The organism is Tenacibaculum sp. M341, assembly GCF_004337695.1.
Classification (GTDB): domain Bacteria; phylum Bacteroidota; class Bacteroidia; order Flavobacteriales; family Flavobacteriaceae; genus Polaribacter.
Window position 1 is genome coordinate 410973 of sequence record NZ_SJXJ01000001.1, and the last position, 14981, is coordinate 425953.

Genomic DNA, 14981 nt, shown 5'->3' on the forward strand with positions numbered 1-14981 from the left:
TTATGAATTCAATATATGCAGTAATTTTAGGAGATTTAGTTGGTCAGCCTTATGAATCTAAATTGAAAGAAAATGTAGCTATTAAGGATAATGTTATCATATACAATGATAGAGCAAGAATAACAGATGATAGCATAATGACTATTGCAGCTTGTGAATATTTAATTCAACAGAGCAGTGAGAAAAGTATAGAGTATTTCTTTAAAAAGCATGCACTCGAAAATGTAGGATGTGGTTTTGGTAGTGGTTTTAAAAAGTGGATAAATACACCTTTAGGTACCATTGGAAATTCATGGGGAAATGGCAGTATTATGAGAATCTCTCCTTTTATTCTACTTAAAGATTTAAAAGGATTATGTGATTCTATCAATACTTCACATTCTCACATTATATCACTTAAAGCAGCGATGAATTTATATGAGCTTTATCATCAACCAAAGAAAAAAGAAGAACTATTTCAAATAGAGCAATTTGAAAAAATGGAGCTAAAGTCTGATATAACTTTAAGTACAGTCTATAAAGTATTCAACAATACAAAATCTACTCACGAAGCTATAAAATTGGCTGTAAGCTTAGGAGGAGATACAGATACAATTGCTTCCATAGTTGCTGGTTTAAGTGCCTATCATTACAATGATATAACTGAAAAAGATATAGCATATGTAAATTCCAAATTAACTCAATCTCAAAAAGAGATCATTTTGAATTTTACAAGTATGTACAATAATTAAATTATCAAAAAATGAACATTTACAATATTTTGTTAGGCACAGCTATAGGTGATGCATTTGGAGCAGGAGTAGAGTTTCAAGATAGAGACTGGATTCAGAAAAATGTAGATTTTTCTGAATTTGTAAATGTTCGTCATTTGATTAAAACTGAAAAAGATAAATTAAAAAACTTTACAGAAAATTATAAAGCTTGGGATTATACCGATGATACAGAAATGACCATTGGTGTTTTAAAAGCATTAATTTCTCAGGAAGATTTTAATGAAGCATTGCTAGTTAAAAAATGGACTGAAGAATATGAACAAGGAATTGCTAAAAAAGGCTATGGAAGAAACGGTCATGGTTCTATGCGTTGGTATTATTCAGGTGAAAAAACAATAGAAGAAATCAGATCTTTTCAAAAAGATAGACCTAACCCAGGAAATGCTCCTGCTATGAGAGTGGTATTTTTAGGTTTAATGCAACCTGAGTTGATAAATGAGTATGCAAAAATTAATGCTACAGCTACACATCCTAATATCAATGCAATATTATCAAGCCAATGTATTGCTAGGGTAGCAGAGTTTTTAATCGTAAAAAAAGGAAATAGAAAAGATATTATTAAATATTGTTTTGATACTGTTGATTTAAATGATGAATATAAAAGTTATTTACAAAAAGTAGCAGTTATAGATTCTTTTGAAAAGATAACACTTAAAGATTATGAAGTTTTGTGTGGCTCACAACCAATAGAAAAGCCCTATTTTCTGTCAGGTATCAAAGGTGTTCCGTCAGACTCTAAATTTACTACAGGTTGTGTTTTATATCTTTTAAAAAACTGTAAAAGTCCTTTTGAAGTATTAAAGAAAAGTATTTTAATTGGTGGAGATGTAGATTCTTTGGCTTCAATTACAACAGGTATTTTATCTGGAGTTTATGGTATTTCAGATATTCCTCAGTTTATGATTGATAATGTAGAAGGGAAGGAGTATTTTAAATTATTGGCTGATGAAGCTGAATCTTTTTTTAGTAATGATATATAATTCAACAATAACTTTACCGGGAGAGATAGGAGTTAAAAAAAGAATTTTTTTAGCAGGTAGCATGGATATAAATGTTACGAATACTTGGAGGGATTCAATAATTAATGAATTATATAATACATATGATTTTTTTGATCCTACCATTGACAATCATGATAACCTTACTGACACTCAAATGAGAAATCATATTTTATGGGAGTTGAAAGCATTAGAGTTATCAGATATTGTGCTTCTAAATCTTTTACCAGAATCAAAATCACCAATTTCATTGATAGAATTAAGAATGTATGTGAAAACTAATAAGCTAATAGTTGTTTGTCCAAAAGAGTTTTATACAAGTCGTTATTTAGAAGAGCTTTGTAGTTATTATAAAGTTGATTTATATAAAAGTTTACCTGATTTCTTAAATCATTTTACACGCACAAATTTAAACTGATAGTATTTGTATCTTTTTATTTTTTGTAAAAACAGCATACTGATCTCTATTCACAGGTAAACAGCTTATAATGCCGTTTATTCTAACAGTGTCAATCAACTCAGCTTCGATGTTTTTTATTGAAAATAATTTTATGATGATATCAGAATAAACAGCAACAATATCACTACCAATAAAAAAAGCATCTTTTCCAAAAAAGTCACTCGAAAAGAGAGAGGTTTTAATAATAAACTCTTTTTGATTGAAAGAATAAACCAATAACCCACTATAAGTTTTAATTAAAATATTATTGAAGTGTAATAATTTAAAGTTTTTGATGCCTGTATCTAAGTTAAGAGAAATAACATTACCTGTTTTTTCATCAACAGCAAATAAACTGTTACTAGTGTAGCTAAATAAATATTCATCAAAATATTGAAGCTTTTTAATGCTTTGTAAATCGAGAGATTTGTTATTTTTAAGAGTAATTACTTTTCTAAATTTTTTATCACTACTGTATATAGAAATATCGTATGTTTTTTCATCTTTTTCAATTGCGTAATAAGCATTTGAACTCATCGAATAATACGAATAAGATTCACTAAATTCATAATGATGTGCTAGCTTAATAGTTGTATCAAAATATTTATTTTTATGTAAGGTGGTTTTTTCAGATATACCTTTGCCATTTCCAGTAAAAACAATTAAAACTTCATCAGAGTAAGAATCATTGTTAATCAGTTCAATATATGTGTTTTGAATATACTGATTTTTTAAAGTATGATATTCAATATTACCATATTTGTTAACTCTAGCTATATACCACCATTTATTGGTATCATGACCAACAAATAACATGATTCCTTTATGTTTTATGCATTTAACCCAATTTAAGTTTTTATCTAATTCTATTGTAAGTGGATTAGTATTTTTCTTTTTTCTAGCTTTATTACTAACAAAACGAGTAATATCTGTACCTAAAAAGCGATCATCAACAAAACTTTTTAGTTTATAAATATCAGTTGTATTTCCCTTTCTTATTTTTTTACTGATAATTTTATAAGCAATGTTAGCACCTAAGTCTTTGGCTTTATATTTATTTAAAGGAATATTGGTTAGTACATTTAAAAGTTTACTTTCAGATTGTTCATTGGTATGTTTTTTATAAACTTTATCAATTATTAACTTCATATTTTCTGATTCATCTTCAAAAGACTCTTCAAAATATTTAGATAAGCATATTTCTGATTTCTTATAATCAGTCCACCCTTTTAATAAAATAGCCTTGGAATTTTCGGTACTCTTTAACTTTTCTTTCTCTATTCGAGCAGCATTTATATAATCTTCTTTTAGAAGATAGTCTTCAGAAGTTATTTTAAAGTACTTTTTAGATAAATCCTCTTTATTTAATAATTGGTATAAATCACCTATTTTTTCATTTCTATCAAGTTCTTTATAAATATCAATAGCCTCTTCATACAACATTCCTTTTTCATAACAAGTAGCGGCACTTTGTTTATTATGCATTCTATCTAAGTATAATACAGCTGCTTCTTTGTAATAACCGCCTTGTTCTAAAACATTGGCAGCTTTATGATAATCTTTTAATAAGTGTGCATATATATAAGCTGCTTTTCTAAAATTTTTATTCTCAACTTCTATTTCAGCTGCTTTTAAATATTTTTGTCTAAGTTCATAATAATGATTGTCAACATTCCAACCATAGGTAGAAACTCCAGTTCTCATATTACCTAAACTAAAAGAAGGTGTTTGCTTTGAAAGTTTATAAGAAGGAGGTTCGTTATTATTTCTACCAAGTTCATCACCACCAAGCGGAACAGCATATTTTAATGCTTCTGAAATATTATCATCAAACATTTTTAGCAGCTTATTTAGCTCTTTTTGCTGTTGTTTTTCTAGTTCTTCTAAATTATTTTTAAACCAATTATGTAATTTTTGTAATGGAGTTATACCAGAACTTTTTCCTGAAAATTTGCTATTATTACCAATACTTCCACTAACACTACTGCCACTTCCAGATGAAAAACTTCCAGAAGGTATAATACCTCCATCCATTAGAGATTTAATAACGCCTAAACCAGCTTTTAAGAATGTTTTTTTGATTTTATCTTTAATCTGACCTGTTAATGTCTTTTTTTCATCTTCATTTAAGGGAATATCTGATAAATCTTTTTTATCAATTTCATTTTCTAATTCATTAATAAGTTCTTCTTCGTTTTCAGGAGCAATTAAAGAAACACTAACAATTTTAGGTACTGTAAAAGGATTGAAAGTAGCCAATGACCAATCAATAGTATCTTTTTTAAAGTCAACTTCAATGCTATTCCAATTAAAAATATCTTCTTTTTCCCATCCAATCATTCCAATAGTTGAATGAAAACATTGCATGTAATATTTAAAACTACTATTTAATTCTTCATTAGTTAAAGGAGGAAATAAAGAGGTTGCAAAAGGGATAAATAAATTTTCTGCAACTTTATAATAAGGATATTGAATTGTTGTATTTTCTATTTTAATCGGTTGCTTTAGTACTATAAAAATTCCTGAAGCATTAATATTAGCTAAAGATTCAGGGACTAAAAAACAAGTAATATCATGTATTCCAATTTTATTTTGGTGTAAAATAGTCAACCATTTTTCAGGATTAACAGATGGGATATAAAAAGCAGCAACAAGTGATTGTTTTTTAGATGTATGTTTAAGACTAATTTCCATTTTCATAAGCAGTTAAAATGTTATTAATAAAAGGCGTAAGATACCTTTCGTTAATTTCTGATGGTTTTAATATCTCAACATTAAAATCTCTATGTATCATATTAGTAGGAGCACAAATAGCTTCACCATCTACATAAAAACAAGGAGTGCTATTTAAGTTTAGCTGAATTGTAATTTCAGGAATATTTTCATTCGTACTTTTTAAATGCGCAAATCCTTTATTATCAAATAATATCTCGCTACCATCTTTAAAAGTAACATACCTAAATTTTAATTTTGAATTATTAAAAAGAGCTGTTCTTTTTAAAATTTGTGTGTTTTCACTTACTACATATGATAAATTTTTACCTTCATTGTAATAGCTCATCGTGTATTTGTTGGTAAAATTACATGTATCTTGATTAGAAGCTTTATGAAAATTTAAAATTTGATCATCGTTTATAGTTAATTCGCCTGTATTTGTAATTTTTACTTTATTAATATTTACAAAAGGAGTTTCCATTCGTCCAACACTGTAATCTTGTTCTTTACTTTCTTTTTCGTTTGATTTTATGTTACTAGAAGCAATTAATGTCAAAGAATCCTTATCAAAAATATAGCTATCTCTACCAGCTTTAATGTAAAAATCTTCATTAAAAGTAGTAACAAATATTTTCTTACAATCTAAATTAAAAGACTGTTTAATATCATAATAATCAACAGAAAAATCACCAAGATGAATTGTAGAAAATCCTGCTAATCGTTTTGGAGTATATGTTAAAAGATATACTTTTTCTTTAGTATTACTTAATACAAACTTATAATGATAACTACCAATGTTTTTTTCCAACACATAGCCTCCGTTTTGACTTTTATTTGGATAGTGAACTAGTTCATTGTAACGATTTTTTAAAATGATACCCTTTTCATTTGGGAGGTACATCACCTTTGATATTTCTGGGTAATTGGTAATTCTATTTAGAATAGGGTATTTGGGAGCTTCTTGATAAAAAGTAGGAACAAATGGAAGCGTATTATATTGTATTGAATCTGTGTCTTGTTTCTTGTTTCCAAAAGTCCTCTTTTTATTTACAATATTTTCAATATCAATGTCAACATCTCCCATATGCTTTAACATTCCATTCATAATGCTAAAATAGTTTACGGTACCATTTCTATGAATTGTAGCTAAAAATTTGAAAATCTGACTATTTTCATTAAATATCTTTTGTACTTCCTCTGTTTTAAAGTTAGAGTCCTCTACAAAAAATATAACTTCATCATTGGTGTTTATTTCGTCAGATTTTAAAAATGCATCTAAACTATTACTACAATCTAAATGAGGAGATAAAAGTTTTAGTGTGTTTTTTACTTCCTCTATAGAATTTAAAGTAACTTCTGTGTAAGCGTCACCATCTAGCAAAAACACTTTAGTTTGAATGTTTGATTTAGAATGATATTTAAATGCTAAAGCCAAGGCTAATTCAATAATTCTTGGTGTTCCCCATACTCTAATGGTAGTATCAAGAAGTAGAATTCGATTTTTAGATATATTTTCTGAAGCTATTTCTCTCTTAAAGTATAAAGCTTCATTGTTAATAAGACGAGAAAGAAATAACTCTTCATTATATGCTAGTTCGCTTAATAATAGTTTATCAAAGTCTCCTTTATTGGTAACATCAGACACGCCACCTAAAGATAAGTCGCCCGTATTTTCTGAGGAAACAGGAATTTTCAGTCCTGCTATTAAATGCGAAGCAATGTCACTTAAAACAGCAGTTTCTTTATGGTTTAATAAACTTTTTAAAAAATCTTTTTCTTCTAAAAGTGAGTCCATTTTTTTTAAACCAACAACACCTGTTTCTAATTTCTCATTAAGAATTTCAGAAGAGGCATATTGATCATCAATTTCTGATAATACATGAAAATCAGCTAAAATTTCTGCATATGTAACTTGATGTTGTTCAATAAAAATAGTTCCATCATAGTTACCTGAATTAAAATCGCTAAGTATTTCTTTAAAATTAGGAATTGTGATTTTATTATGTTGCAATAGTTCAGTTAATAATAAAACTCTTTTTTGTCCTTTTTTTAATTCTTCAGGAAGTCTATTTATTTTTCTTAATAATTGAAAAGCTTTTACAATATGGTACTCTAAAATTTCTTTAGATGTATCATCTTCTTCAGCATTGTTAATTATATTTTTAGCGTTTTCGTATGTTGGTTTTATAAATTTATCAGAGCAAGCATATAAAATTAATAAAACACTACCAAGCCTAGGAGATATAGAAGGAGCAACATCATTTAATAATAATGTAATATCTTCTCTGTAACCAATTGTAGTATTGGAAAATGAAGAAGAAATAACCGTTCCGTTATCTCCCCAATTCCAGAAATAATTAGAAAAAGCTTTAAAATAATCGGCTTTGCTATGTATTACATTATATTCCATTTACAATTGCTTTTCTAGTTAATGGATACACATGTTTAGTAGAAATTTCTTGATATGTATTGTCAGCAGTAATTAGAAATAAAGAATCATCAGTAATACTTTGTTTGAATAAAGCTAAATGTGTTTTACTTTTTAAAATACGTCCATTAGGAAGTAATATATTATGAAATTTCCAATAAGTAATTCCTTGAATAGGTAAAAATGGCGTGCCAAAAATAAAAACATCATTAGCTTCACTTTCAGCATATTTTAAATTTTTAAACCTAAAATTAGGAGCATCTATTAAATAACTACCAAGAATTTCTTTTGTAGTCAATAATCCAACACTTTCTTCAATTTGTGAATGATTTTCTAACTGTAAATTAATTTTTAAAGAAGTTGCTTTACCACTAAAAGCAGCAACAGGTAAGTTAATTTTAAAATATAAATGTACAGGAGTCCATGATGCTTCAAAAAAGCGCATTTCTGGAGTTGAGTGCTGTTTTTGAAATAAGTAGTTATCTTTTAAAACATACCAATTTTTAAAACGTACCTCATACAACCGTTCTTTAATTTCTTCTTTTTCAGTAGTACACTTTAACCAAATAAAATCTAAATATTCAGCAATTTCAATAAAAGGAATATCTCTTATTGCAGCTAGCGTATTTTTAAATTCAGGGTCAATTTTGAGTACAATTTCTTCTTTCATAACCTTTTATCAACTAGTTATTTCTTTTTTATTCAAAATCAACTCCCATAACTCATTTATAGGTGTTAGTACAAACTCTCTTTTTTCTGTATTGCTAATCCAATCACAGCGTCCGGTTAAATTTCTTAATTTGTCCTTTATAGTAGCTCTATCTGCACTTGTAATGTTGTTACTCTTCCATTTATTTAAAAGTTCAGTAGCATCTTTGTAAATCTCCTCAGGATCAGGAATATTATTTTCTAAAGCTCTTGGGTGTTGATTTTCTTCAGTATCCTCTTTAATAATAGATTCAACAATGTTATTTAATACTTCTCGTTGTTCATTATTTTCCCAGGTATACTTAAAAATCCATAAATCAGACAATATAGCTTTATCACGTTTGCAAAGCAATGCACTAGCTGCAACCAATCGTTGAAGTTTTACAGCACGTCTGTCAGAAACAGAAATACCAGCATTTCTCAACCTCGAAACCATTTCAATATATTGATTGGTAATAGGAGAGAGGTCTACTGAAAGCATTTCTTGTTGTAAATCTAATATTGTACTTACTTCTATAGTTGGTATTTCTTTCACTACTTTTTGTTGTAGTTTCCAACCAGCATTTAGTACGTTTGCTAGTAAATCTGGAGCAACATTATCACATTTAACTCTAATTAAAAAACGATCAAATAAAGCTTGTAAAGCCTCATCTTCAGGTAAATTGTTACTGGCTCCAACTGATATTAAAGCAGGTATTTTTTTCGTTTCTTTACCACGTTTAAAAACTTTTTCGTTTAAAACCATTAATAAACTATTTAAAATAGCACTATTAGCATTAAACAACTCATCTAAAAAGATAAGCGTAGCTTCAGGTAACATTCCTTCTGTATTAGTAATCAAATCACCTTCTTTTAATTTTCTAATATCAAACGGACCATATAATTCATTAGGTTCTGTAAACTTCGTTAGTAAGTACTCAAAAGTTTTTCCTTTTAATGTTTTAGAAAGCTCTTTTACAATAGCACTTTTTGCAGTTCCTGGAGGTCCATACAAGAAAAGGTTTTCTTGAGCAACTAAACAAATACCCAATAAATCGATAATATGGTCTTTACCTATAAATGTGTTTTTTATATGGTTTAAAACTTCGTGTAAATTATTAATTTTCTCTTCTATATTATTTTTCATATTCTTAGTATAATCAATATTTTGATTAATAGTTTTTTATTTCAATACTTTCTATTTCTTTCCAAAAAGAATTAGAATGGTTTCCTATGTGTGTTAGCACATTATTCTTTATGGTTTCAGATATAATTGCTTTCGTATAATTTTTTTCAATAATTCTATTGCAAAATACATCTAGTAATACAGAATCGTTTTCAATATAGCCAACCTGCATATTTTCTGCTATTTCAAACAAAGAAAAGCTCCATGTATTAGCCAATTCTTTCATTTCATGAGTAACCACATCAGCAGGAGATAATTCTTTTGATATTCGAAATAATTCAGGGATAAACTGAAAAATTAAATCTACAGAAAACACTTCGTTTCTAGATTGTTTGTGTGCGTATTTTGGTAAATAATTTAAAACTTGCTCATCACTTAGTTCTCTTAACAGTAATACTTGACACAATTTATATAAATAATCTATCGCCCAAAAGGCAGTATCTACATTAAAGTTTAGGGTATGACTGTTTGGGAATTGTTTTGAATACGTTTCAAAATAGCGTGATAGTATTTCTAAAGCAATTTCTTTATCATTTTCACTAAAGTCTGTCATTTCTTTAGCTACTTTAATTTTTCCTGTTTCAAATAAATCTTTTACAAAATCTATTAGCATAACTCTTTTAACAATTTATAATGCAAAGATGAAATTAATTTTTAGAACATCAAAATAGCGTTTATTTTTTTGTTATCAGTTACTTATTGAATGTGTTTATTACTCTTTTATATGATATGATTGCTTCGAAAAAACAACTTTGTGTAAAAAAAACACAAAATAATTTTGTGGATTTGTTTTCTTGATATATATTTGTGTTGTAATTACGCAAATAAGATTACAGACATTAAAACAAACATCATGAAAAATAGAAGTCAAAGAAAAAATATAGCAGAAAATACCGTTCAAATTTTAGAACAAGGATTTTATATCAACGATAGAAAAGAGAGAATATCAATGCAAGAATTATTAGATTATGCAATCAGTAATTCAAAACTATATACACCAAATGAATCAGATGATTTGCTTGAAGAAGAGGAAGAAGATCATGCTATTGAAACTGAAATAAGAGTAGAAGAAGCAACAACACTAGAAAGCGTTAAAAATCTACTTAAAGAGACGAATGAAGAAGTAGTGTACTTGAATTTTGCTTCGGCTAAAAATCCTGGAGGTGGCTATTTAGGGGGAAGTCAGGCACAAGAGGAAAGTATTGCAAGAGCAACAGCACTGGTACCATGCTTAAATGATAACTTCGAGTATTATGAGGTCAATCGTAACACAACCTCTGGCTTATATACGGATTACATGATTTACAGCCCGAAGGTTCCCATCTTTAAAAATGAAGAGGGGGAAGTATTAGATCAGCCAGTTTTAGCAAGTATCATTACAGCACCAGCAGTAAATGCAGGAGCAGTGAAAAAAAATTCGCCAAAAGAGGCTGATCAAATTGAAACAGTAATGAAAAGAAGAATAGAAAAAGTGTTAAAAATTGCTGTAAAAAACAAGTACAATAATATCGTATTAGGTGCTTGGGGATGTGGGGTTTTTAGAAACGAACCCAATGATGTAGCAAAATGGTTTAAAGAAGTAATTACAACCAAATTCGAATCATCATTTAAAAAGATTGTGTTTGCAATTTATTCGAGAGATGAAAAATTTGTGAATGCATTTAGAGAAGAGTTTTAATAGCTAAATGGGATAGTTTCTAGAACTATCATTAAGAAAAGTTTGATTGTAAAACTCTTTATTCTTTTATCTAAACAGATGTCTTTAGAGAAGAGAAATGAGAAAAGAGAGAAGAAATTATTGATGTTAGAAGTACACATTTTGTTAGAGGTTAAAAGGGGGGAATTCGAAACTCGCTTTCTTGATACTTAATACTCTTTACTAAAACCTAAATTCTAGTAGTGAAACGATCTTTTCTCTAAAATTAGGATAATAAAATTAAAATGTAACCAATGGAAAAAGATGTAAAACCAAGATTTGTAGATGCGCTGAGAAGAAATAATGATCAAATTAGAGAAGACAGAGCAAAAACAATAGGAGAGGATTCGGAGTTAATTTATAAACGAAGAATTGAAGATATAGAATTAAAAATTAAACGAATTGCAAGAGAACAAGAAGGTGCTATTGATATTAGTCCGCTAGATAGAAATAGCTTGACGTTTGCTGATTTTGATCCGGAAAGTTTTGTAGAGAAAGACATAGAACTATCATTAAAAATCAGAAATCTTAAAATTCAATTTGAAATCGCAAAAAAGAGATACGAATATTTATTTGGTAAAAATTATTAATTATGGGAGGGACAAGATATAACGTTAGCAAAAGAGCTATCAAAGCAATGAAAGAAGGCTACGCAAGTAAGTCAGTAAATGAAATATTTAAACAAAACATAGAGCGTAAAGCGCATAATTCAATGAATCCTAATGGAGTTAATTTTAGAGAGGCTAGAGATTCAGAAGTGCATCCAAATTCGTTTCCTATTATTTTAGGATTGGATGTTACTGGAAGTATGGGGCATATTCCGCACGATTTAATCAAAGACGGTTTGCCTAAGTTAATGGGAGGAATTATTCAAAACGGTGTTCCAGATGCTTCACTGTTATTCTTAGGAATTGGAGATCACGAGTGCGATTCGTATCCGTTACAAGTTGGACAGTTTGAGTCTGGTGATGATGAATTAGATATGTGGTTAACACGTACCTATATTGAATCTGGTGGTGGAGGAAATGGAGGAGAAAGTTATTTATTAGCTTGGTATTTTGCCGCTTTTCACACAAAAACAGATGCTTATGAAAAAAGAAATCAGAAAGGTATTTTGGTAACTATTGGTGATGAACCTAATTTAAAAACCTTACCAGCATCGGCAGTAAGAGAGATTATGGGCAGTGGTCAGCAAACCTTTACTCAGGCAGAATTATTAGCAGCAGCTCAAAAAAAGTATGAAGTATTTCATATAAATGTATGTCATTCATACAGAGCAACTAAAGCAGAGAAAGGTTGGAAAGATTTGTTAGGACAAAACTGTATCTCTGTTGAAGATTATAAAACCATACCAGAAGTTGTTAAAAAATTAGTGTGTGATAATTACCAAGCTGTAGAGAGTAAAACGGATAGCACAGACATTTCAGGAATCAATTTTGATGATATAGATATGTTATAACATAGCAAGGGGGCAACCCCTTGTTATTTAAAATAAATAAAAATGAAAAAAGCTAAAATAGTTATAGGATTAGGATTTGGAGATGAAGGTAAAGGAATTACCACCGATTTTTTATGTAATGAATATCCAGAAGCAATGGTCGTTCGTTTTTCTGGTGGGCAACAAGCAGCACACACGGTAATGTACGAAGGAAAAAAACATGTACACTCTAGTTTTTGTAGCGGAGCATTACGAGGCTTACCTTCATATTTTAGCGAGCACTGTACTATTTATCCGTCATTTTTATATAACGAACAAAAAGAACTAGAAAAAAAGAATGGAAATACAACATTATACATACATCCGTTAGCAAAAGTGACCACTCCTTTTGATGTTTGGCATAATAGAAACAATGTTAAAAATTTATCGCATGGTAGTTGTGGAAAAGGAATAGGAGCAACAATGAAAAGAAATGAAGGTCCGTATAAATTATATGCAATTGATTTAGTGGCACCAAAACCATTGTTAATTGAACGATTGAAAAGTATTGCAAATTATTACGGAATATCTGATAGCGAAGATCTTCAAAATGAAGTATCGTATTTTTTACAAAGCGTTGCTGCAATAGATTGGAAAATTAAAGACTATTCATTTTTAAAACAATATGAAACCATTATATTTGAAGGAAGTCAAGGAGTGTTGTTAGACATGAATCACGGGGTTTTTCCGAATGTAACTTATGCCAATACCACCGCTAAAAATGCCATAGAAATTTGTAATAAATTACAAATTGATGATATAGAAACATTTTATGTATCAAGATCATATGTAACTAGGCATGGTAATGGTTGGATGTTAAATGAAGAAGAAATAACCCTAATAAACAATGAAGAAGAAACTTGCACATATAATGAATATCAAAAACATTTAAGATTTGGAAAACTGAATTTAGAGTTACTTTTATATGCAAAAAGTATTGATCAAATTTACAATCCATCAACTAAAAATAACATCGTAATAACTTGTTTAGATCAGTTATCAGAAAATATTGATATGAACGTGTTACAAACAAATTTTAATACAATTTATGGCTCATACAGCCCTGAATCTAAAAACTTTAAAAAATTAACTATATGAACCCTTTATTATATACAGACGGTTACAAAGTAGATCACAGAAGACAATATCCTGATAATACCACTTTAGTATATTCTAATTGGACACCAAGAAAAAGTAGAATAGCAGGTGTAAATGAAGTAGTATTCTTTGGATTACAATACTTTATTAAAAAATATATTATTGAAGATTTTACAACGAACTTTTTTCAACAACCTAAAGAAGAAATATCAAAAAAATATGCACGACGTATCAATAACTATTTAGGCGAAAATCAAGTAGGTGTTACACACATTGAAGCTTTACACGATTTAGGTTTTTTACCAATGGTTATAAAAGCATTACCAGAAGGAGTTTCTGTGCCTATTAGAGTACCAATGTTTACAATGTACAATACATTGCCAGAGTTTTTTTGGTTGACAAATTATTTTGAAACATTATTATCTACTACTATTTGGATGCCATGTAACTCGGCAACTATAGCTAAACAATACCGAAAAATATTAGATACCTATGCAAATGAAACCTCTTCAATAACTGAGTTTGTAGATTGGCAAGGTCACGATTTTTCTATGCGTGGTATGGCAGGTTTAGAAGCAGCGGTATTATCTGCATCGGGACACTTATTAAGTTTTACAGGTACAGATACCATTCCGGCAGTAGACTTTTTAGAAAATTATTACAATGCCAATTCTGATACTGAATTAATTGGTGGATCTGTAGCAGCAACCGAGCACTCTGTAATGTGTATGGGAACCAATAGTGGTGAAGAAGAAACTTTTAAACGTTTAATCACAGAGGTATATCCGAACGGAATTGTGTCTATTGTTTCTGATACTTGGGATTTATGGAAAGTATTAACAGAGTATTTGCCTAATTTAAAAGAAGAAGTATTAGCTAGAGATGGAAAAGTAGTGATTCGCCCTGATAGTGGTGATCCTGTTGATATTATCTGTGGAAACCCGAATGGAAAATCTATAGAAGAACAAAAAGGTGTTGTAGAACTGTTATGGGATATTTTTGGAGGAACAACCAATGATAAAGGTTTTAAAGAGTTAGATGCGCATATTGGAGCTATTTATGGTGATAGTATTACTTTAGACAGAGCAACTCAAATTTGTGAGCGTTTAAAGAAAAAAGGATATGCATCTACCAATGTGGTATTAGGTATTGGTTCGTTTACCTATCAATATAATACCAGAGATACTTTTGGTTTTGCTATGAAAGCAACCTATGGAGAAGTAGCAGGTGAGGGAAGAGAAATTTTTAAAGATCCGATTACTGATGATGGAACTAAAAAATCAGCAAAAGGGTTAATAAAAATTGAAAAAGAAAACGGAACTTATAAATTAATAGATCAGGTTTCTTGGGAAGAAGAAAAACAAGGAGAGCTTAGAGAGGTTTTTAGAGATGGTAAATTGTTAGTTGAAGATAGTTTATTAGAAATTAGAAAACGAATAAGATCATAAATCAAAAGGCGCTACATAATTTTGTAGCGCCTTTTT

13 protein-coding genes are annotated in these 14981 nt (G+C 29.1%); 8 read left to right on the plus strand and 5 right to left on the minus strand.

From position 1 onward, the window contains the following. Positions 1–2 precede the first annotated feature (2 nt). The 3 genes from EYW44_RS01755 to EYW44_RS01765 are packed head-to-tail and all read left to right on the plus strand — an operon-like array spanning position 3 to position 2189. Positions 3–731, plus strand: a complete 729-nt coding sequence (locus tag EYW44_RS01755) for an ADP-ribosylglycohydrolase family protein (protein WP_132721781.1) — start codon at positions 3–5, stop codon at positions 729–731. A gap of 11 nt (positions 732–742) precedes the next feature. Continuing rightward, positions 743–1753 (plus strand): ADP-ribosylglycohydrolase family protein, encoded by a 1011-nt coding sequence (locus EYW44_RS01760; RefSeq protein WP_132721783.1) that lies wholly within the window; start codon positions 743–745, stop codon positions 1751–1753. Then, positions 1743–2189: a nucleoside 2-deoxyribosyltransferase domain-containing protein gene (locus tag EYW44_RS01765; RefSeq protein ID WP_165872135.1), complete on the plus strand. Its 447-nt coding sequence runs from the start codon at positions 1743–1745 to the stop codon at positions 2187–2189. Before EYW44_RS01760 ends, EYW44_RS01765 begins: the two co-directional genes overlap by 11 nt. Here EYW44_RS01765 and EYW44_RS01770 read toward each other — a convergent pair. The 5 genes from EYW44_RS01770 to EYW44_RS01790 are packed head-to-tail and all read right to left on the minus strand — an operon-like array spanning position 2181 to position 9839. After that, complete coding sequence (locus EYW44_RS01770; RefSeq protein WP_132721787.1) at positions 2181–4904, minus strand: hypothetical protein; 2724 nt, start codon at positions 4902–4904, stop codon at positions 2181–2183. The genes EYW44_RS01765 and EYW44_RS01770 overlap by 9 nt on opposite strands. After that, positions 4894–7335, minus strand: coding sequence for a hypothetical protein (locus tag EYW44_RS01775; protein ID WP_132721789.1), 2442 nt, complete (start codon positions 7333–7335; stop codon positions 4894–4896). Before EYW44_RS01775 ends, EYW44_RS01770 begins: the two co-directional genes overlap by 11 nt. Continuing rightward, positions 7325–8023 (minus strand): hypothetical protein, encoded by a 699-nt coding sequence (locus EYW44_RS01780; RefSeq protein WP_132721791.1) that lies wholly within the window; start codon positions 8021–8023, stop codon positions 7325–7327. Before EYW44_RS01780 ends, EYW44_RS01775 begins: the two co-directional genes overlap by 11 nt. Positions 8024–8032: 9 nt before the next feature. Next, complete coding sequence (locus EYW44_RS01785) at positions 8033–9187, minus strand: AAA family ATPase (RefSeq protein WP_132721793.1); 1155 nt, start codon at positions 9185–9187, stop codon at positions 8033–8035. Between the two features lie 25 nt (positions 9188–9212). Next, entirely contained in the window at positions 9213–9839 is a 627-nt protein-coding gene (locus tag EYW44_RS01790; RefSeq protein WP_132721795.1) for a hypothetical protein, read from the minus strand. A 240-nt stretch (positions 9840–10079) separates the two neighbouring features. On the opposite strand from EYW44_RS01790, the gene EYW44_RS01795 reads away from it, so the two are divergent. The 5 genes from EYW44_RS01795 to EYW44_RS01815 all read left to right on the plus strand — a co-directional run bounded on the left by EYW44_RS01795 (position 10080) and on the right by EYW44_RS01815 (position 14945). Next, positions 10080–10904 (plus strand): TIGR02452 family protein, encoded by an 825-nt coding sequence (locus EYW44_RS01795; RefSeq protein ID WP_132721797.1) that lies wholly within the window; start codon positions 10080–10082, stop codon positions 10902–10904. A 272-nt stretch (positions 10905–11176) separates the two neighbouring features. After that, the gene (locus tag EYW44_RS01800; protein ID WP_132721799.1) at positions 11177–11512 is read left to right on the plus strand and encodes a hypothetical protein; all 336 of its coding nucleotides are present in this window, start codon (positions 11177–11179) and stop codon (positions 11510–11512) included. Positions 11513–11514: 2 nt separating this feature from the next. Then, entirely contained in the window at positions 11515–12381 is an 867-nt protein-coding gene (locus tag EYW44_RS01805; RefSeq protein WP_243643589.1) for a hypothetical protein, read from the plus strand. Positions 12382–12423: 42 nt separating this feature from the next. Beyond that, on the plus strand, positions 12424–13497 hold the full coding sequence (locus EYW44_RS01810; RefSeq protein WP_132721801.1) for an adenylosuccinate synthetase: 1074 nt from the start codon (positions 12424–12426) through the stop codon (positions 13495–13497). Next, entirely contained in the window at positions 13494–14945 is a 1452-nt protein-coding gene (locus EYW44_RS01815) for a nicotinate phosphoribosyltransferase (protein WP_132721803.1), read from the plus strand. The genes EYW44_RS01810 and EYW44_RS01815 overlap by 4 nt, the downstream gene beginning before the upstream one ends. Positions 14946–14981: the final 36 nt, after the last annotated feature.

Coding starts and splice junctions, on each gene's coding strand:
- EYW44_RS01755 (WP_132721781.1), top strand. CDS start 3: ATGAATTCAATATATGCAGTAATTTTAGGAGATTTAGTTGGTCAGCCT.
- EYW44_RS01760 (WP_132721783.1), top strand. CDS start 743: ATGAACATTTACAATATTTTGTTAGGCACAGCTATAGGTGATGCATTT.
- EYW44_RS01765 (WP_165872135.1), top strand. CDS start 1,743: ATGATATATAATTCAACAATAACTTTACCGGGAGAGATAGGAGTTAAA.
- EYW44_RS01770 (WP_132721787.1), bottom strand. CDS start 4,904: ATGGAAATTAGTCTTAAACATACATCTAAAAAACAATCACTTGTTGCT.
- EYW44_RS01775 (WP_132721789.1), bottom strand. CDS start 7,335: ATGGAATATAATGTAATACATAGCAAAGCCGATTATTTTAAAGCTTTT.
- EYW44_RS01780 (WP_132721791.1), bottom strand. CDS start 8,023: ATGAAAGAAGAAATTGTACTCAAAATTGACCCTGAATTTAAAAATACG.
- EYW44_RS01785 (WP_132721793.1), bottom strand. CDS start 9,187: ATGAAAAATAATATAGAAGAGAAAATTAATAATTTACACGAAGTTTTA.
- EYW44_RS01790 (WP_132721795.1), bottom strand. CDS start 9,839: ATGCTAATAGATTTTGTAAAAGATTTATTTGAAACAGGAAAAATTAAA.
- EYW44_RS01795 (WP_132721797.1), top strand. CDS start 10,080: ATGAAAAATAGAAGTCAAAGAAAAAATATAGCAGAAAATACCGTTCAA.
- EYW44_RS01800 (WP_132721799.1), top strand. CDS start 11,177: ATGGAAAAAGATGTAAAACCAAGATTTGTAGATGCGCTGAGAAGAAAT.
- EYW44_RS01805 (WP_243643589.1), top strand. CDS start 11,515: ATGGGAGGGACAAGATATAACGTTAGCAAAAGAGCTATCAAAGCAATG.
- EYW44_RS01810 (WP_132721801.1), top strand. CDS start 12,424: ATGAAAAAAGCTAAAATAGTTATAGGATTAGGATTTGGAGATGAAGGT.
- EYW44_RS01815 (WP_132721803.1), top strand. CDS start 13,494: ATGAACCCTTTATTATATACAGACGGTTACAAAGTAGATCACAGAAGA.